At 41.1% G+C, this 20551-nt stretch carries 10 protein-coding genes and 1 pseudogene; 6 read left to right on the top strand and 5 right to left on the bottom strand.

Annotated elements, in window-relative coordinates; genetic code table 11:
- From VB740_RS10525 to VB740_RS10540, 4 genes and pseudogenes are all read left to right on the top strand, one after another.
- Window positions 1–198 (top strand): annotated as a pseudogene (locus VB740_RS10525) (hypothetical protein); the annotation flags it as partial.
- 258 nt (window positions 199–456) lie between these two features.
- The gene (locus VB740_RS10530) at window positions 457–3297 is read left to right on the top strand and encodes a DUF3131 domain-containing protein (RefSeq protein ID WP_416289607.1); all 2841 of its coding nucleotides are present in this window, start codon (window positions 457–459) and stop codon (window positions 3295–3297) included.
- 534 nt (window positions 3298–3831) lie between these two features.
- On the top strand, window positions 3832–5811 hold the full coding sequence (locus tag VB740_RS10535; protein WP_323199970.1) for a glycosyltransferase: 1980 nt from the start codon (window positions 3832–3834) through the stop codon (window positions 5809–5811).
- A 205-nt stretch (window positions 5812–6016) separates the two neighbouring features.
- A complete protein-coding gene (locus tag VB740_RS10540) occupies window positions 6017–6352 on the top strand; it encodes an STAS domain-containing protein (protein WP_323199971.1) in 336 nt (111 codons plus the stop codon).
- A 38-nt stretch (window positions 6353–6390) separates the two neighbouring features.
- On the opposite strand, the gene VB740_RS10545 is transcribed toward VB740_RS10540, so the two are convergent.
- Complete coding sequence (locus VB740_RS10545) at window positions 6391–7581, bottom strand: SpoIIE family protein phosphatase (protein WP_323199972.1); 1191 nt, start codon at window positions 7579–7581, stop codon at window positions 6391–6393.
- A 139-nt stretch (window positions 7582–7720) separates the two neighbouring features.
- On the opposite strand from VB740_RS10545, the gene VB740_RS10550 reads away from it, so the two are divergent.
- Entirely contained in the window at window positions 7721–8137 is a 417-nt protein-coding gene (locus tag VB740_RS10550; RefSeq protein WP_323199973.1) for an anti-sigma regulatory factor, read from the top strand.
- 45 nt (window positions 8138–8182) lie between these two features.
- Here VB740_RS10550 and VB740_RS10555 read toward each other — a convergent pair whose 3' ends face one another.
- The 3 genes from VB740_RS10555 to VB740_RS10565 form a co-directional block, all read right to left on the bottom strand.
- The gene (locus tag VB740_RS10555) at window positions 8183–12907 is read right to left on the bottom strand and encodes a response regulator (protein ID WP_323199974.1); all 4725 of its coding nucleotides are present in this window, start codon (window positions 12905–12907) and stop codon (window positions 8183–8185) included.
- A gap of 114 nt (window positions 12908–13021) precedes the next feature.
- A complete protein-coding gene (locus VB740_RS10560) occupies window positions 13022–14395 on the bottom strand; it encodes a hypothetical protein (RefSeq protein ID WP_323199975.1) in 1374 nt (457 codons plus the stop codon).
- Window positions 14396–14874: 479 nt separating this feature from the next.
- Complete coding sequence (locus VB740_RS10565; protein ID WP_323199976.1) at window positions 14875–16191, bottom strand: glutamate-5-semialdehyde dehydrogenase; 1317 nt, start codon at window positions 16189–16191, stop codon at window positions 14875–14877.
- A gap of 410 nt (window positions 16192–16601) precedes the next feature.
- On the opposite strand from VB740_RS10565, the gene VB740_RS10570 reads away from it, so the two are divergent.
- Window positions 16602–18593 (top strand): zinc metalloprotease HtpX, encoded by a 1992-nt coding sequence (locus VB740_RS10570; protein WP_323199977.1) that lies wholly within the window; start codon window positions 16602–16604, stop codon window positions 18591–18593.
- Window positions 18594–18705: 112 nt separating this feature from the next.
- Here the strand turns inward: VB740_RS10570 and VB740_RS10575 are convergent, their stop codons facing one another.
- On the bottom strand, window positions 18706–20388 hold the full coding sequence (locus VB740_RS10575) for an alpha/beta hydrolase (protein ID WP_323199978.1): 1683 nt from the start codon (window positions 20386–20388) through the stop codon (window positions 18706–18708).
- Between the last annotated feature and the right edge of the window lie 163 nt (window positions 20389–20551).

A 20551-nucleotide genomic window follows, 5' to 3' on the forward strand; every position in this document is an offset into this window, starting at 1 on the left:
GTCAAAGTCCCCCTTTTTAAGGGGGATTTAGGGGGATCTAAAACTTTTGATACCGCCAATAGGACTTTTCAAACATCCTCTAAGAGCTTGTCCAGACTAGCTTCTGTAGGAGTTGTTAACGCTGTGATAGCGATCGCAATTTTAAATTTTTGGTCTAAGCAACTTTCTCAGACTGCTCCCATAGCAAAATCTCAGTAGTGAAACAGTTACCAGCCTTAAGTTTAAAACACTTATTACTAAGGCCAACTAGCAGTGATCCTACTTATACGTGGCATTTATTTGATATCGTTCAAGCCAAACTTCAGTCTGAAAATAGCTGTTACAACGGCTTTTAAGAATCTCTGCGTCAGCCGAATATAACTTTTACTGCCAACAATAATGGCGTAATTTTAGAGAGTTTTTTATACAAGTAAATCGGAGAGTCACTCACTGTTTGGGCAGGAGTCAGAAGTCAAAATGAATAAAATACCAGCACAGAGTTTTCAATATCCAAAAAAGCTGTTGAGATGGATTGCATTGTTCCTTAGCGGGACATTTTTGCAATTTTGTTTTTACATCCCAATGCCAGCCTTATCTCAAAATCCTGGTGCTACCACCAATATTGGTAGTTGTAGCAGTATTACAGCTCCGCTCACCCCTGAAGAACAAACTTATGCTCGTGCTGCTTGGCAGTATTTTGTGAAAAACTATCAGCCAGCAACAGGATTTACCAATTCTACCGGGGGTTATCCTTCAGGTACACTCTGGGATATGGGAAATTACCTGATGGCATTGAATGCTGCACGATGGTTAAATCTTACCGATCAAGCAGACTTTGATGCACGCCTCAACAAGTTTTTGACAACTCTCAACAGCTTAAAGTTATTTGAGGATGCTTTACCCAATAAAGTCTATAACGCAGCCAATGGACAGATGGTTGATTATGGCAATAATCCGCTAGAGCGGGGTATTGGTTGGTCTGCTTTGGATGTCGGGCGAATCCTGGCTGCGTTTGATGTTATCCGCACCTGTCATCCGCAATATAATGATTGGCTCAAAGGAATTGTAGCAAAGTGGCAAGTAGCGCGATCGCTCAAAGATGGACAACTTTTTGGCGCTACTGTTCTCCCAGACAACAAAACATTACTGGTGCAAGAAGGACGACTCGGCTACGAAGAATACGGCGCGAGGGGTTATGAACTTTGGGGTTTTTCTGCACCAAAAGCTATTGCTTTTGAGCCATTTAAGTTAGTCGAAATTAATGGTGTACAAATTCCTGTTGATACCCGTGACTTTAAAAGCACTAACGCTAATAATTACGTTGTTAGTGAATCTTATATCCTTGAAGGGATTGAGTTTGGCTTGCAAGGTGAGTTAGCTGATTTTGCTGCTAGGGTTTTAGATGTGCAAAAACGGCGTTATGATACCACAGGTCAGTTGACTGCGGTCACAGAAGATAATATTGACCAAGCACCTTATTTTCTCTACAACACCGTCTACGCAAACGGTGCAAATTGGGCAACAATCACGGATGCCAATCAACCTTATCCCCAGTTTCGTAGCATCAGCACCAAAGCTGCTTTTGGCTGGCGCTATCTTTTTCCAGATAATGCATACGCCCAAAAACTTTTTGATGCAGTCAAGGATCTCCGCAGCCCTGATGATGGTGGTTACTATGCTGGTATTTATGAAGAATCAAAACAACCCAATAAAGCTTTGACAGGTAATACTAATGGGCTGATTTTGGAGATTTTATACTACAAAGCTAAGGGAAATCGCCCATTAATTGCTTCTGGTTCTGTGAGTGTGTCTACTGGCAAGCCTAGTGAAGATGCTTCTCCTGCAACCCCCTCGAATCAACCGAATTCTACTGTTACTACTCCGACTGCTCAACCGAATTCTACTGTTACCACTCCTACCGCAACCCCTGCAAACACTTCTAAACCTACAGAAGTGGCCGTTGCACCTATTCCACCAGTGGATAGTCCCAAATCATCTAACCTCAAACTAGATCGACCACTTTCAGTAATTGAACGGCGCTATGCAGAGGCGGCTTGGCGATACTTTCAAGCGAATTATCACTCCAAAAGTGGGCTGATAGACGATCGCAGTGATTTCAAAGGCGCAACCCTCTGGGGCTTAGGAGATTATCTCGCAGCACTCCATGCAGCGCGATCGCTCGATATAATTACTCCCAAAGAATTTGACCGGCGCACCCGGCATATTTTAGCAGCATTGACAAAGTTACCGTTATTTGCTGGAGAGTTACCTGGTCGAGGTTACAATACCAGAACACTGCAATCAGTAGATTACGGTGGAAATCCAATTCCAGAAGGAAACGGCTGGTCAGCTTTAGATTTAGGTAGAATGCTGGCAGCACTTTACAACTTAAAAACCTGTCATCCAGAATATACGGCAGCCGTAGATAAAATTGTGCTGGATTGGTCATATTTACGTGTGGTGCGTGAAGGTATTCTTTCTAGTGCTACAACCACCAAAGAACAAGATGGGCGATCGCTTACCCGCGTAAACCCCGAAACCCGTTTGGGTTATGAAGAATATGCAGCCCGTGCTTTTCAATTATGGGGATTTAATGTTGAACGTTCTGCTGTTGGCGGTGAATATCAAACAGCTTCAGTAGAGGGAGTGAAAGTACCTCTCCAACGTCGTCGCGCGGATACTAACTCTAAAGTTAACCAATACACAGTTAGTAATCCTTTCTTACTCTATGCATTGGAGTTTGGACTAGATCCAAAAATGCGATCGCTCTTTGAGCCAATTTTCCAGGCGCAAGCTGAACGTTACCGTCGGACTGCTACTCTCACAGCCTCAGCTACCACCTTGATTGATCGTAAACCTTACACTGTCCACAGTTCAATTACTGGGCAGGGTGAGTCTTGGGTGGCTGTAGGAGATGACGGTCAACCTGTACCAAAAGGGCGATTGGTAAGTACAGCAGTCGCTTTCGCCTATCATGCCTTGCTTCCAGAAAACAAGTATAGTCAACAGTTACTGCAAGGAACGACTGACTTATACAATCCATTAACCGGATTTTATGAGGGTTTCTATGAAGCCACAGGTAAAACAGCAATTGGTTTCACTAGCAGCACCAACAGTATGATTTTGCAATCCTTGCTGTACAAAGTGATGAATCAACAACCCCTAATTCGTCCGGCTACCAACATGAAATCTCCTTGGTGGCAAGCTGTTAGCAAAGGAGATTCTGGGCGAGGTTTACCTAATAATGCCACACAACAAACCAGATTAATTTCTGATAGTTCTGGAAGTTACTGGGTTTCAGGTAGCAACCGACACTAAGGATAATTAGACGCAGGGATGCAAAGACGCGACGCGTCCCAATACTTTTCGGATAAGCCTAACAATAGACTTCTTGCATAAGTCGGGAAAAGGGAAAGGGGGAAGGGGGAAGGGGGAAAAGTTCTGTATTGTCCCCTTCCCCTTTAACCTTTACCCTTTTTCCCCTCTTGCAAAAAGCACTTTTGCAAGAGGTCTAATCTCTCTTTTGGTCTGGGAAAAGGTTAAAGGGTAAGGGGGAAAGGTGAATTAAAACCTTTCCCTTTCCCCTTTCCCCCTTAACCGAAAAGTATTGCGACGCGTCCCCGCGTTCTTTTTCACTACCCCTACCCAGTAATATTGCGTTGGTAATTGGTAATAGGTTGTTAGTAATGAATTCAACTAGGGAATACTTGTTCTGAGAGTATGCAGATAATTTAAATGGAGATAGGGCTTACGTATTAGCAATTTTTGCGTAAGTCCTGACTTTAATAAACAAAGTGCTAAAAACAACTACGATTAACTCTCTCACAATCTAAAATTTAAAATATTACTAAGATGACTTCAGTTTCTCTTATTGATAATTCCTCAAAGTTTCCCGGTAACAGTCGCTCATCACTCAAAAAAAGAACGCTGTTATTTCGCTATCTAGCAGAAATCAATTTAATTTTTGGTATCTGGTATTTGCAATGGCGCGTCACACATTCCATCAATTTTGATGCGCTGTGGATCTCTATTCCTTTGCTGATAGCAGAAATTTATAGCTATTTCGGCGGGGTAATGTTTGTGATTGGGTTATGGCGTCCTTTAGTGCGACAGGTTAAGTCTCTCGACCAGATGATCCCACCTCTACCCAGATCAGACTGGCCAACAGTAGATGTGTTTGTAACCTGCTACAACGAGCCGCCGGAAATTGTAGAAGAAACTGCCAAAGCTGCTCTAGCAATGGATTACCCGCCAACAAAGTTATGCGTTTATGTCCTGGATGACGGCAACTCGGCTGATATGCGGGCTATGACACAAAGATTGTGTATTGAGGATTTGCAGTCACCACAACTACAACAAGAAGCAAATCGGATTGATGCAGAACACTCTTGTTTGCTAGAGCGCTTGAAAGAACTGGAAAATTTAACACCTAATACTCAAGCTGCTGAACAATGGCTGCAATCATCAGAATCAGAGGCGAAGCAGTTTACTAGCGAATTTGTCCAAAGTCTGCGACAGTTTATTCTTTGGTTGCCTCCACAGCATCAAAGTATTAACGAACGCCTAATTACTGAAAAGAAAGCTTTAGAAGAAACTATTCGCAAGAAAGAACTGGAACTGCTAGAACTCTCCCGATTTCGCTACATTGCTCGTCCCAAGACACCTGGCGTAGCGCATCATGCTAAAGCAGGAAACATCAATTACGCAATTTTTTCTGGGGAAACGGCAGGAAATTTTATTGTTACTCTCGATGCTGATCATATTCCCAAGCCAAATTTTATTAAGCGAGTTCTGCCTTATTTCTATACCTACAATCTTTCAACAGGGAAATACGACCAGAATCAAATTGCTTTTGTCCAGACCCGCCAAGATTTTTACAATATTCCTCCAGGCGATCCTTTTGGACATCGAGCAAATTTATTTTATGGGCCACTTCAACAAGGTAAAGATGGCATGAATGCTGCGTTCTATACAGGCACAAATGCAATACTAAAGCGTGAAGCATTAGTTAGTGTAGGACTACAAAATTTTGCTGATGAATTTGCCAAAGATGAAAAGCGTTTAGATGAATTCGATTTAGTTGGTGGGGTATCGAGTAATAGCATCACCGAAGATATGAATACAGCCATGCGTCTGCATAGTGCTGGCTGGAAATCTATTTATCACAATGAACTTTTGGCAGAAGGTTTAGCACCAGATGATCTGAGTTCTACTCTTAAACAGCGGCTACGCTGGGCACAAGGAACTATCCAAGTGTTAGTAAGGGAAAATCCACTGACAAAATCAGGGCTAACATTTTGGCAAAGGTTGCAATATTTTAAGACGATGTATAGTTATTTCTCTGGTTTTGCAACTCTGATCTTTATTTGTTGTCCAATTATTTATTTTTTTACGGACATTGTTCCAGTTAAAGCCTACGGTACTGACTTTGCCCTACACTTCTTCCCAGCTTTTATTGTCAACCGTCTCACTTTCCTAGCAGCTACATGGGGCATTCCAGCTAGTGAAGTTTGGCGCTCCGAACAATATGCGATCGCTTTATTTCCCCTGCTAATTCAAGCCGTATGGAGTGTGTTTACAGGACAAAAAATAAATTTTCAAGTAACTCCCAAGCAACGGCAATCCGGGATTTATCTCCGGTTGGTTTGGCCACAGTTAGCTGTTTTTATCCTTACTATCCTGGGGATGTTATGGAGCCTTTACCGTTTTGTAAGTGGTCATTTAAATTCTCCTGAAGTTCACCTACTCAATAGTGTATGGGCTATATATAACTTGTTACTTTTGTCGGTGATCATCCGCGCATCTGTTTGGCAACCTCGGAAAGAGTCTTAAGATGGTTACTTTGAATGAAGCTATTGAAATTTACCGCCAATGTGTGGATGCTAGCTTTTTTACTGCAACAGCTAAACATCACCAAGCAATCAATTGTGTTCTATTGTATATAAAACATAAAAGTATGTTATTCCTATTGCGGTTTACCTTATGTCAATGCCAAAATATAGATACATTTTTTGAAATCAAATAATAGGTAAAAATCATGAGCTTGAGTGTAACAGTAATAGAATTATCTGGAATTTTGGATGGGATTAGAGGTAATGAACTGCGTCGTGAAATTAGCGGCACTGTGGCAACCGGAGCCGATATTTTGTTGCTTGACATGAAAGAATTAAAATTTATCGATAGCTCTGGTTTAGGTGCTTTAGTATCAGTAATGCAAATGGTGCGAAATGCTAATGGTAAAATGTTTGTCTGTTCTCTCAACGATCAAGTCAGGATGTTGTTTGAATTGACTAAAATGGATAGGATTTTTCAAGTGTTTACTGACCAGGATGAATTCAATAGCCAAGTATTGGCAATACAGTCAGCTAGCTAGTAGACACTACAAAATTTGAATCTGCATATTTGACTATACTAACCAAAGTTAACTTTTACCAAAGATAAGTCATCATCAAGATTATCTTGAGCATTTAAGGTGAGAATGTTCGCTAATAGTTGATTTAGGTTACACGTATCTCTCAGGCTATATTTTGTTAGTAAGTCAATGAAAGCATCAATACCCCAAATTTTGCCATCTGACTGATTAATTTCATAAGCACCGTCGCTAAAGATGTATAAGGTGCTGTTTTCTTCAATCTCAAAAACAGCATCTTCAAATTGAATATCAGGTAAAAAGCCAATTGGTAGGTCTAAAGAACTTAGCTGTTTAATTTGGATGCTTGTTGTAGAGGTATTAGATAACAGCAAAGCTGGTGGATGTCCGGCATTGGCATAAATAAGTTGACGTTTAAGGCGGTGATAAACTCCATACCAGATTGTGAAGTATTTATCACCGTGCTTACTCATTTGGAAGGCGTGATTAAGCGCTTTTAAGACTTCGCTGGGTTGACAAAAGTTAGTGTTTGGTAGAGATTGCGATCGCAGAACATTCAGCACGGATACAGATAAAAGGGCTGAACCCACCCCATGACCTGACACATCTAATAAATAAACTGCCAAATTATCCTCGTCAATCCAATGATGATCGAAGCAGTCACCCCCTAGCTGTGCTGAAGGAATAAACAGATTTTCTGTAGTTACTGTTCCTACAAGTGGTGAGGGTAGAAGCGATCGCACATAATCAGCGGCCTCAGCTAATTCTGCTTCCAAAATTTGCTTTTGGGTTTGTAAATCTTGATTTAGTGTCTCCAAAGCTTCTTTTTGACTTTGTAAATCTTGATTTAGCTGGTGTAATCTTAGCCCTGCTCTTACCCGTGCTTTCAACTCGTTCATCTCTATTGGTTTAGAAACAAACTCGTCTGCTCCAGCATCAAGTCCCTTAACTCTATCTTCCTCTTCTCCTCGAGCTGCTCCCCTAGCCGTCAATAGAATAAAAAAAGTAGTTGCCAACTCTGAATCTGCTCTAATTCGACGACACACTTCTAATCCATCTAGCTGGGACATCATCCAGTCACAGATAATCAGAGCAGGACGTAGTAATTTTGCTTGTGTAATTCCTTCCTCGCCATTGCTGGCTACAGTGGTATGATAACCTTGATTTTGGAGGGTTTTTTTCAGTACTGCTCGCACTATCGGGTCATCATCAATAACCAAAATTTTAAACATAAATTAAATTTTACTCAAGTAAGCAATTGCTCCTATTCAACTTATATGCAATTCAGTTTTGAATGTATAGTGAAAATACTCAAATTAAATAAATTAATTACCGAATATGATCATCTCAAAATATTTTATTGGTTAAAAAGTGAAAAACAAAATTTATCTAAAAGTCAACACAGACCTAACAGCATCGCCTCAAGTGTTGTCTTGGTTCGAGCAGATAAATCAACCACCTATTCCCAATAAACAAATTTGGTGGCAATGTCAAACTCTTATGATGGAAGGCTTTACTAACATTGTTGAACATGCCCACCGAAATTTACCTATTGAAACTCCTATTGAAATAGAAGCTATGCGGTTAGATGAATACATAGAAATTTGCATTTGGTCTCAAGGTGAACCTTTTGACTTAGAGCGGCAACTACAACAAGCATCTGAATTTGAGGAGAATGAGCGAGAGCGTGGTCGTGGTTTAAAAATCATGTCCGTTATTGCGGACAAGTTGAGTTATGAGCCAACAGTAGATAATCGTTACTGTTTATTTATTGGTAAATATTACTAAATTTACAGCAGGAGTTTGCAGAGACGCGATTAATCGCGTCTGTACTTAAGAACTAAGAGTCCTGATTAAAAACTCTTGGATAAGTTTAACAAACTCTTCTAACTCTGAAATTAAATTAGTACTACCTCGACGTTCCTGCTTGTGAGCTAATTGTTCTAGCTTTTCTGCTGCTAGATGCATGGTTATAGCTCCAACATTGGCACTAGCACCTTTAATTTGATGGGTTTGGAGTGCTACTTGCTCAAAGTCATAATCTGCGATCGCTATTTTAAGTACCTCTAGACGAGGTTGAATATCTTCAACAAATATTTGCAGTAGTTCTAATTCAAATTCTGGATTGTTTTCTGAGAGTTGATGCAAGCGTTCCCAATCAATTGGGAGGTTAACTGAACCTACATCCGTTGTAGAAGTTTCTTTCTCCTTGAATATCACACTTCCCCAACGCTCTAGCGCCACAGCCAATTTTTCTTTCATTACTGGCTTGCTTAGATAGTCGTCCATTCCTGCATCTAGACACATTTGTTGATCTTCTTTCATGGCATTAGCTGTCATCGCAATTACTACAGGACGACAACCATTGACAAACCTACTTTCTTGCCAACGATGAATTTCTTTTGTGGTTTCAAAACCGTCGAGAACTGGCATTTGGCAATCCATCAGAATTAAATCGTAGGGAATTTTTTCTAATAGTTGCAAGGCTTCTTTTCCATTACCAGCGACATCAGCGCTATAACCCAGGCTTTGGAGTTGCTTCAAGGCAACTTTTTGATTCACCAGATTATCTTCAGCTAAGAGAATTCTAAAACTTCGGCTTCGCTCAGTTTTAGCAGTGAGCGTAGTCGAACTGCTAAGTTTGGGTGAGTCAGGGAAAGAAGAATGAGAGTTGCTATTGTTTTCGTAATTTTTCACTTTTAACTCTTGACTCTTAAATTCTGGCTCCTCTTGTTCCATCTGCGTTCCTAAAATAGTCATGATGGTATCGAGGAGTCGGGACGGTTTAACAGGTTTGATCAAATAAGCCGCAAATCCTATTTTTAGCGCTCGTTGGATTTCATCCCGTTGATTAGTAGAGGTAAGCATAATCAAAGGTAGCCCAGCGATCGCTGAATTTGCTTTAATTTGTTCTCCCAAAGTCATGCCATCTGTTTCTGGCATTTGCATATCAATCACAGCAACGTCATATAGATTTTTCTGCTTGGCAGCCTTCTCAATAGCTTGCAGGGCAGTAGCAGCCGAAGCAGCTTGATCTACCTGCATTCCCCAACGAATAGCTTGATGATGGATGATTTTGCGATTAGTAGCATTATCATCCACTACTAACAAGCGCCGATTAGTCAGAAGTCCGCGTTCGCCCTTGGCGTTGGCGAAGCCATCACTTTCTAAGGAAATAGGGTGAAGTTGCTGGGCGAAAGTTACTTCAAACCAAAACTTAGATCCTTTGCCCAACCGACTGTCTACGCCAATTTCTCCTCCCATTAAACTCACCAGTTGCTTGCAGATGGCTAATCCCAAACCTGTACCGCCATATTTGCGGGTGGTGGAAGCATCTACTTGGGTAAATGGCGTAAAGAGTTTGCATTGGTCTTCAGAGGTAATGCCAAGACCAGTATCTGTGATGGCAAAATGGATGGTGGCTGTAGTAGAGTTTTGCGAACGCAATTCTGCTCGTAGTACTACCTCTCCATTGCTAGTGAACTTGATCGCATTGCTGATTAGGTTCATGAGAATTTGCCGCAGGCGGCCAGCATCACCTTGCAGCTGGGTGGGGACATTGGGATAGATTAACGCGGCAATTTCTAATCCCTTATTATGGGCTGGGGGAGCCAACAATTCCAACACCTCTTCCACACAGGTAGATAAGTCAAAATCTAGAGTTTCTAATGCCATTTCCCCAGCCTCAAGTTTGGATAAATCCAAAATTTCGTTGATTAGGCTTAAGAGAGCGTCGCCACTAATGCGAATTGTTTCAATAAAATCGCGTTGCTCGGAGTTTAGGGGAGTTTCTAACATTAAGCCTGTCATGCCCAACACAGCATTCATCGGAGTTCGGATTTCATGGCTCATGTTCGCCAAAAAGGCACTTTTGGTTTTAGAAGCTAATTCAGCTTGATGACGGGCAACTTCAAGTTCTCGTCGCTGTTGAGTTTCTGCGTTTAACATTTGGGCTTGGGCTAAGGCAATACCTACTTGATCGGCTATTTGTCGTAAAAGATGAGTTTCAAAGCTAGACCAGTGGCGGGAACTGCCGCACTGATGGACAATCAGTAAACCGCAGAGTTCTTCTTTGACCAGAATCGGTATGACCAAATTGGACTTGACTCCAAATTGTTGCAGTAATTCCATGTGGCTTTTTTGGACTTCGACTAGATCCAAATCAGCAAGCCCTAGATTCCGTTTTTGACGGAACTGCTGTAGATAGTACTGCTGTGTATATTCCGTTTGAAAGTAAGCACGGGTTAGCTCTTTCTCCTTAATTGCCAGCCAGCCAGAAACTACTGCCTCAACGATGGTGGCTCCAGATTCATCTGCCAAAGGTTGATAAATCAAAACTCGATCGCTATGGAGAATTTTTTGTACCTCTGTAACACTGATTTGAAGAATTTCTTTGATTTGCAAAGACTGACGAATCTTGAGGGTGATTTCAGTAAATAGTTGCGATCGCAAGTTTTGCCGTTGAAGTTCTTCTTCTGCCTGCTTGCGCTCGATAAACTGCCCTACTTGCTCACCAATAGAATTCATGACTGTTGCCAAATCTGGGTCAGCTTGCTGGATCTCATGGCTAAAACAGGTAATGACACCGAGGATTTTTTTACCACCACAGATCGGAAAACCGAAAGCTCCGTGTAGTTCTGCTTGGGCAGCAATTTGAGAGCGGATGAAATTCTGATCTTTGACGACATCAGCAATCCAAACAGGTTCAGCACTAGCCCAGACACGACCAGGCAGCCCAATTCCTGGTGCAAACGTAGTCTGCCGACTGAGGACGTCAAATTCTTGCATCTCAAAGGAGATTTTATACCATGTATTTAGCAAGGACAGTAGATTTGCTTGCTGATCTACTATCCAAAATTCACTAAAAGTCCATCCCAAACTTTCGCAGATTCCTTGCAGGATTTGGGGCATGGTTTCGTCGATTGTAGTTGACTCTGCTAAGACGCGTGTTGTAGAGTACTGTGCTTTCAAATGTTGTTCAGTTCGTTTGCGTAAACGCAGTTCCTCGTAAACATCGCTGATGTCAATACCCGTGGCAACAATGTATTCAACGCAACCCTCATAGTCTTGCAAGGTAGTGTTAGTCCAAGCAATAAGCCGCCGACTGCCATCCTTAGTTACCCAATAGCTTTCGTACTTTTTGGGCCCTTCACCAGATTGCAACTGCTCAAAAACTCCTTTAACCAGCCCTACCTGTTCAGGAAGTAAAAACAGGTTCCAGAAATGCCTTCCTCTCACCTCATCAAATGAGTAACCACTTGTTTGTTCACAAGCTTGATTGAAGCGAACGATTTGCCCTTGTGTGTCAAGAACTATTACCAAAGCGCTGGCTGTATCAAGGACTGCTGAGATAAAGTTGCGTTCTATGTTTAGTGTTTCCTCTGTTAATTTACGCTCTCTGACCTCACGAGAAATCAAGTAGTAAACTATAGCCAGAATCAGAAAACTTAAACAAATAGCGATCGCAAGTGTCAAAATCGTGTTTTTAGCACTGGCTTTTGCAGTTTGTGACTGCTGTTTAAGCAGACTTTTATCCTCATTCTCTATCTCATGGATGGTCTTACGGATATCATCCATGAGATGTTTTCCCTGATTCGTCTGGATTATCTGCAACGCTGCCTCGAATCCCTGATTTTGACGCAGGTATATAGTCTGCTTGAGTATGACAAGTTTTTCAGCTATCAGAGATTCAAGGGTTGCAAACTGCTTTTTTTGGCTAGGTTGATCTGCAATTAAATCCTTCAATTTTGCAATTTTTGGATCGATGTTTGTAACTACTGCTTGATAAGGTTCCAGATAACTTTCTTGCCCAGTGAGAATATAACCGCGTTGTCCAGTCTCAGCATCCTTCATCTCGGACAGTAATTCTTCCAGTTTATTGATTTTCTCTTGGGTTTTTTGTACCTGATTACTTGTATTAATTAATGTATGTGTATTTTGATAAGAAATTACGCCAATCAAAACTAAAATTACCGATGCTAACCCAAACCCTCCGGCTACTCTTTTAAAAAATTGTTTGCGTCCCTTCTGTGCCTGTTTATGTGTATGACTTGCCAATACTAAACTTGCTAAAGTGCGACGCATTTCTAGTTGCTTGATTACGTGATGACCTAGAATTCGTAATGCTTCAACTTGTTCTGGAGAGAGGTTTCTTGGTACACGGTCAATTACACAAAGCGTTCCTAGTGCATATCCTTCAGCGTTAGCTAGTGGTACACCAGCATAAAACCGAATATTAGGGTCAGAGGTGACTAACGGGTTTGTAGCAAACCTTTCGTCTTCTGTGGCATTAGGCACAACAAAAACCTCAGGTTGCAGAATAGCATGGGCGCAGAATGCCAAGTCTCGCGGTGTCTCTAGAGCATCCAAACCAACTTTTGACTTGAACCACTGGCGATCGCTATCAATTAAACTGATTAAGGCAATGGGAGTTCCACAAATATAGGAAGCTAAACGGGTAAGGTCGTCAAAACCAGCTTCCGCATCAGTATCGAGGATCTTATACTCCAAAAGAGATTCGATTCGCTGTGTTTCGTTATCAGGTAATGGTGCTTTCATTATTAAGTCTGATCTCCGGCTAAAGTCGTTGCTAAAATTGAGAATTAAAAATTAAAAATTCAGAATTGGTGCTTTAATTTTTGAGCTTATAAATTACGAATTATTTAGTAACTCCTAAAATTTGACCCGCAATTTTCCTGTCAAGGAATTACCACCGTAGGCACTTCCCCCAGTTTCTTGATTTCGGACATTACTAAAGCTATAGCCAAGGTCTGCTTCTATATTTGGTGAAAGCTTTGCTGTACAGCGCGTTTGATAGGTGTAGGCGTTGTCAAATTCTCCTTGAAGCCGCTGCTGTCCTAAGTTAGCAGCGAGGCGACAGCGTAAGAACTTAGCAATATCTCCTTGCCAAGCCACCTCAGCGTTGTAAACTAGGAAATCTGGTGGAGAAAAATAGCCACTTGTGCGTTCTAAATTGCGATCAAAACTCCAATTGAATAAGTTAGCTGCCAGAGAAAACTGCCCAAACTTGCGCTCTAGCCTACTAAATGACTGCACCTCAGCATTACCATCGTTGTAACTACCCAAACGCAACGATGAAAACAAGCTGGTGTTACGGTCAATCTGCCAGTATAAATCAGGCCCAAATCGCCAAGCAGTAATTTGATTGTCTAAAGTTCGAGCATTAGATTTATAAGGCCCTTGTTCCAAATTACCTGATAGTACTACTACCGATAGCAATTGACCGGATGAGGAAACTCGCGGCAGTGAAATGGGAACCTCAACCTTAGCATTGAGATTGATAGCTGTAGGTAAACGATTGAACACATCGACTCCGGCTGCTGTTTGCAGAGTCACTTGCCCAATTTTTCCCTGCCATCCAACTTGCAAGGGAAAATTAGTAACTGATTCAACACCGCGTTGCTCAAAGAAGTTAAAACCTGTTTTGAAAAATATTTTATTACCATTATTCAATCGAAAATTAGCCGTTGGTTCAAAGAATAAATTGGTTTGGCCAAAGTTGTCTGTGTCATAGCGATAGTCCGTATAGATACTTTCTAAAACTGCATTCGGCGTTCCTGGCTCGGTGGGAGTTGTTGGTGGGCTAGGATTCGGCGGTGGTTCGGGTAGCGCTGGCGGTAATCGCAAATCAGGATTGAAGTTTTCGGGGGCCGCAATCAAAATAGGTTTTGGCTCTAATCGATAGGGGAGCGGCATCGATAATTCCCCAAAGTTCAGTTCGCCAAACACTCGCAGACTCGCTAACGTTGTGCTATCGGCCCAACTCCCTGCTTTGAAATCTCTGTGAGTTCTAAGTTTTGAGTATTGCTTTACCGACTCAGAATTTCCTTTGATGACTCGCTCAGTTAATTCTGAAGGTGATTTCCATATCTGATGTACTTGGGCAGCTTGTAACTGAGCTTCTGATAATGTCCAAACACTTACGCTACAGATAACTCCCAATTGAATCTGTAGGCATCGCCAAATCAGCTTAATGGACAAAATATATTGATAAACAAAGAGATAACGTCTAGAACTATCTTCCATAGGTCGATACTATAGTTGTAAATGAAAACTTGCTGCCAAAAAGTTTTATGGCTGCTAGCTGATATATTTGGTTTAGGATTATGATGCCCACAATATATGCTTGTGAAGACATGGCAAAGAAAAAAAGCGTTACTGATCGAAGGGATGATTAGTAAACACAAGACTGCCTAATATCAATTCACGAAAACTCTGCTACATATAGATTTCTCGTAGAGGCATGGCATTGCCCATACGTGTCAACTTAAGCAAAAACTCTTTTAAAACCTCGTTTCTAGCCTCTGGCTGGAAATGCCCATCATTGGGCTGCTGCCGCAAGTCAAGAGGCGGAGCCTCCCATTAGGCATTCCCAGTCAGAGCCTGGGAACGAGATGTTAGTGGAATTATTTATATGGAAAGCCTCTCTTTTGCAAAAGAGAGGCTTTGAATTCTTTTTGAAACTCGCCAAATTAAAAACGGGTTATTTTTGCACTATCCCATAGTTAAAAATCTATCTCAAAATCCTGATGAGTAAAAGCTCTGGCATTAGCCCCGGTGTAAGTAGCGACAATATGACCATCGCCAGTCATTTGATATTTGTATGTCACTAACCCTTCCAAACCAACAGGTCCACGAGGAGGCATTTGTTGCGTACTAATCCCTACTTCTGCACCGAAACCATAGCGGAAGCCATCAGCAAAACGGGTGGAACAATTGTGGAATATATTGGCTGAATTTACCAATCCAAAGAAAGTTTCAACAGCGGTTGAATCTTCAGTAATAATCGCGTCAGTATGACGAGAACCATATTCGTTAATATGGGCGATCGCACCTTCTAAAGAATCTACAATCTTAATCGACAAAATAAAATCGCTGTACTCTGTTTCCCAGTCCTGTTCTGTTGCCGCGATGATATTAGGCAAAAGTTCCAAGGTGCTTTGATCACCTCTTAATTCCACATGGCGTTCTTGCAAAGCCTCAGCAACTTTTGGTAAAAACTCTGTAGCAATAGAGGAGTGAACAAGCAAAGTTTCAATCGCATTACAAACAGCAGGATATTGTGCTTTGGCATCGACGGTAATCGGAACTGCTTTAAAAAGATCAGCGGCTTTATCTATATAAAGATGACAAATACCATCGGCGTGACCTAATACAGGAATCCGTGTATTTTCCTGCACAAACCGGACAAAGGAATTAGAACCTCTAGGAATAATTAAATCTACATATTTATCTAATTTCAAAAGTTCTAAAGTTTCTTCTCTAGTTGTTAGCAACTGTACTGCATCAGGGTTAACAGCAGTCTGAGATAATCCTTGCTTAATTGCTTTGACTATTGCTTCACAAGAACGCACCGCTTCCCTTCCGCATTTAAGAATTACACCATTTCCCGATTTGATCGCTAAGGAAACAATTTGAATCGCCGCCTCTGGACGTGCTTCAAAAATAATCCCCAAAACGCCTAAAGGACAAGTAATTCGCTTAAGAATTAAACCAGTATCAAGTTCGCGGTGAATCTGCACTTTCCCAACAGGATCAGCTAGCTTACCAACATCTCGTACCCCAGCGATCGCATCTCTTAATTTATGTTCATCTAGCTGCAAGCGCTTATAAAGTGGTTTGGGAATTCCTTCGGCAGTAGCAGCTTCACAATCAGCAACATTTGCTTGTAAAATTTCGTCTTTAGCTGATTCTAAAGCTTGGGCGATCGCAACAAGTGCTTGATTTTTTGCCTCAGTGGAGAGAATCGCTAGCTTACTTGCAGCTTGACGGGTTTGCCCTGCGATCGCAACCAGGGGATTCGCAATGTTAAAAATAGTCATAGCACAAATCTTTACCTTTTCTTCATCTTATCAATCTGAGTTCAACATTGCTTATCGTCTTCCCCCAATCGGGTGAACCATTTGGGTAATCAATGATTACTCTGATCGGGTGAAGCAAGATTTAGTTCAAAACATTTATTCTATGATTACCGAACACAGAGAACGCAAACGTAGCAACTTAATTACTATATAAACATCCTAAGTATTATTACAGGCATTATTTGAAAGCCTTAAAAATGATTTATGCGTACCCAGGCTAGAGATACATAGTAATTCATGTTTCTCTAGTCTTTTACTTAAGTAACTAATTTATACTGCCCGTATTTAAATTTTTACGAAATTGCAGTGACGATCGCTGGATCTATTGAGTATTGATAGATCAAATACCACTCCTTTGCTAGGGAGATTCTATGTCATTGCAATCTGGATTAGATGCCTTAAAAGAAAAACGTTATCAAGAAGCGGTTGAATTACTTGAACAATTCAGCCACGGTTGCGTTGATCATGATTCCTCAGATTATCTTTCAGCACAGATGTGGCTGATGAAAGCCTATCAAGCCACAGGCGAAATCGAAAAAGCCAAAATCCTGTGTCAAAAGTTAATGATGAGTGAAAACCCACAAGCTCGGATTTGGGCTGAACAAGCTAGTCAATCCTTCCGGCAAACGCCAGCAACCCAATCCAACGCCAGCCAAAAAGCTGGTCGCGCCGCCACTACTGGGATGAAATTAGCAATGGGGGGTGTGGGTGGTAGTTTAGCCTTAGCTTCTGGTGTCACCATGACCTTGTTGTTTGGCATGGTCTTCGCTTTAGGTTTGAGCTTAGTATTTATTTTGGGTAGCAACGATCCCCTCCAAGGATTAGCGATCGCTATTGGTATTACCCTAGTTTTTAATATCGCCGCCTTTTTTCTGTCTCCATTTCTCATGGACTTAACCCAGAGATGGCTTTACCAAACTCGCTGGGTAGAGTTAGCAGAAGTTGAAACCCTCAGTCCAGAAACAGCTAAAGTTATTCGCCAAGTCTGTCAGCAGAACCATCTCAAAACACCACGGCTAGGAATTATTAATGACCAAAACCCCACAGCTTTTACTTATGGCTCATTGCCTAACAGTGCCCGTTTAGTAGTCAGTCAGGGACTTTTTACATATTTGGATGATGATGAAATTGCTACCGTCTACGCTCACGAATTAGGGCACATTGTCCACTGGGACTTTGCAGTGATGACTGTAGCTTCTACCTTAGTGCAAATTTGCTACCTGATTTACAGCACAGCCAGAAGACTTGGGCGTGGTGGCGATAGCAAAATTAAAGATGCTATGCAAACTGCTGGTTTAGTTGCTTACGTGTTTTATGTCATTGGTACTTATCTACTGCTGTACCTCTCTCGGACACGAGAATACTTTGCTGACCACTTTGCAGCAGAAAGTACAGGTAATCCCAATGGATTATCCCGCGCTTTGGTAAAGATTGCTTACGGCATATTAGAAGAAGGTTCACGGACACAAGAACCCAGCCGTTTAATTGAAGGAACTCGCGCCTTGGGTATCTATGACCATAAAGCCGCCGCTTCCACAGGAACCGCCTACCGCATTGCATCCGACCCGCAAAAAATTGGTCGCGTCTTTCTGTGGGATATGTTTAACCCTTGGGGATGGTGGATGGAGTTAAATTCAACTCATCCCTTGACAGGTAAACGAGTTCGTGCGTTAAGCACCTATGCCGAACAATTGGGTTTACCGACTGAGTTTGATATGGGGCGAGTTGTAGGCGAAGGTAAAACTCTGAGTAAAAGTAGGCTTTACGGTAACTTCTTTTTAGATGTTGTGCTGTATGGCGCTGAAACAATTGGTTTCTTTGTTGGCTTGGTAATGGGTGTAATTCTGTGGTCAAGTTCCCCAAACACAGGTTTAGCATTAGGTGCGCCACTAATTGGCTTAGGGATGGGGATTATTGTTAAAGCCTTGGTAATGTTCCCCGGCTACAAACAAGCACCAGAAACTGACATTCTCACCCTGATGTCAGACCCCTACGCCAGCCCGTTGCGCGGACAACCTGCAAAACTTGAAGGTCAATTAATTGGTCGTGGCGACGCTGGTTATAAGTTTGGTTCCGATTTAAAAATTCAGGATCGTAGTGGGATGCTTTATCTGCATTACGCCTCACGTTTTGGCCCCATCGGCAATTTTCTGTTTGGGATGAAGCGAGTTCAAAGCTTGATTGGTGAACAAGTTGGGGCGGTAGGTTGGTTCCGTCGGGGTGTTGCACCTTGGATGGATCTGATTCAACTCCAAAGTGAAAATGGCACCATTGTCAACAGTTACCATCGCTTCTGGTCATTCATCCTTGGCGCTGGATCGATTATCCTGGGAGTGGTCTTGACTATGTTTTTGAGCAGCTAGCTGAGTTGTTAGCTTGCTATCAAAGCATTTCTCAGCCCATCCAAGCTTTAATTTGTCAGGAGGTAGTTAGTAACTGCCTCCTTTTTTTTATGGGGTGTGATGCGTAAATTATCTAATCTTGAGTCTTTTGAGTCTTTTGTTGATAAATTTGCGGTGCAAGAATCACTTGAATTTGCTTTTCCTGGCATTTTTGGGAAAAAAGACTAATTTGCTCTGACTCGTCTCCTTGAATTGACAAAGATAGCAAAAATCCTTGAAATCCTAAAAAAGCTAATTCATAGATAGCTTTCTGGCTAAAACCACCTGCAAAATAGCCCGTGTGGGTATCAACACCTTGAGGATCTCTATTGTTAATAGACTTCCGAATAAATGCGAAGGTTAGGGAAATATAATTACCAAAATTTATCGCTGGCTTTTGGATGGCAGAACTAACAATTCCTATCTGATTAATCTGATTATCTTTATAATCTGTACAGTCAAAATATGTAAATAAATCTGCGGGTACTGACCCTTCTGATATTTCAGTTATGTCTTCAAGTCTTCTATGCTCGCGGTTAGAAGAACGAATTTCTAAATATTTATAAGGGTTATCAAGCCTATAACCTTTGCCATATTCTTGTTTGTGTAAATTAACAACTCCATATCTGGGTGTGTGTCCCACTAAATCATTTTTATTGTTAAAATGCTTAACTGTTATATTACCAAGCCTGTATCCACTAATACGAGTTCGCGCTGGAAAACTAAAATAATTGGCGGCAGTAGAGGTAAATCGTAATGCTAAGTCTCCTTCATTACAAAATATATAAGCTTCTTCGCAGCGACGTAAAGAAGAGCGAAGAAAATTAGCACGTCCTGGCAAGATACTTTCTACAGGTATATCAGGTGCAACTAGCACAAGTCTACCTAATCGAAATACATTACCAATATCCGAATCCGGTTTTTTATTAATAGATTTAACGTCAAAAACATCAGAGAGAATACGAATTACATCTGTAACTACAAAACAACCCATGCTATGACTAATAAAAGATAATTTAATGCGTTTGTTTGCAGGTAACTTTACAGTATGATCGAGCTGTCTAATTAATTCAACTAAATCTGTAACTCCATAATTACTTGCTCTATATGTATCACGAAAATAAGTAGATATCCTGAGAATAATTAATGTAAAAATAACTGAAGATACAATTCCAGATAAAATTAATATCGCTGTGAAGAAGTGGACAGCGCTATTACTCAAAATATTTAGGAATAATAAAACTATGGCAGACCCAATACTAAATGTTAGTCCCAAACCTAAATTGATAGCTAGTAAAGTTGGTAGAGAAGAAAATGCGTTGATTAGCTTTTGCCCAAAAGAACCAGACTCATCCGTTTTTGTGGGATTTTCTGATGGCCATCTATATCCGATAAAAATATACTTATTTGGTTGCTGAATATGTGTATTAACATATTCATAAATCTTTTTGCAGCCTATCTCTGTATCCGATGGTGTAGAACTATATCCATGAATATTTATAATAATTTCTGGTTCGGGGCTTGATTGCAATCTTTTAGCAATTTGCTCAATCATCTCTTGGGCTGAAGGTTCAGCTTGTCCATCATTGATATTAAAAAACTTTTGATTAGCAACTGATGATAAATACCTATTAGAATTATGTTCTTCTGTCTCAACGTTCAGTTTCGCAGTACTAACTACTAAATAACCAGGGACTTTTTCCTGATCACTTTTCTTAAATTCGTAAATTTTATACGGTTGATTATCTGGTAGATACTGATTATCAGGAGAGTTCATCAGGTCTATTTCCTTTTACAATTTAGGTTTAGTATATCGCGATCGCTTTTTGTTGATATTGGGTCAGCCTGCTTAGATACTGAGTTCACCCAGTAGTTATACAAATTATCTATAGGAATCATATTTGATTTCTGAAAATATTTCAGTAGGGTGTGTTATGCCG

Origin of the sequence: Nostoc sp. UHCC 0251 (genome assembly GCF_034932245.1) — a bacterium.
In the GTDB taxonomy this organism is placed as follows: Bacteria; Cyanobacteriota; Cyanobacteriia; order Cyanobacteriales; family Nostocaceae; genus Nostoc.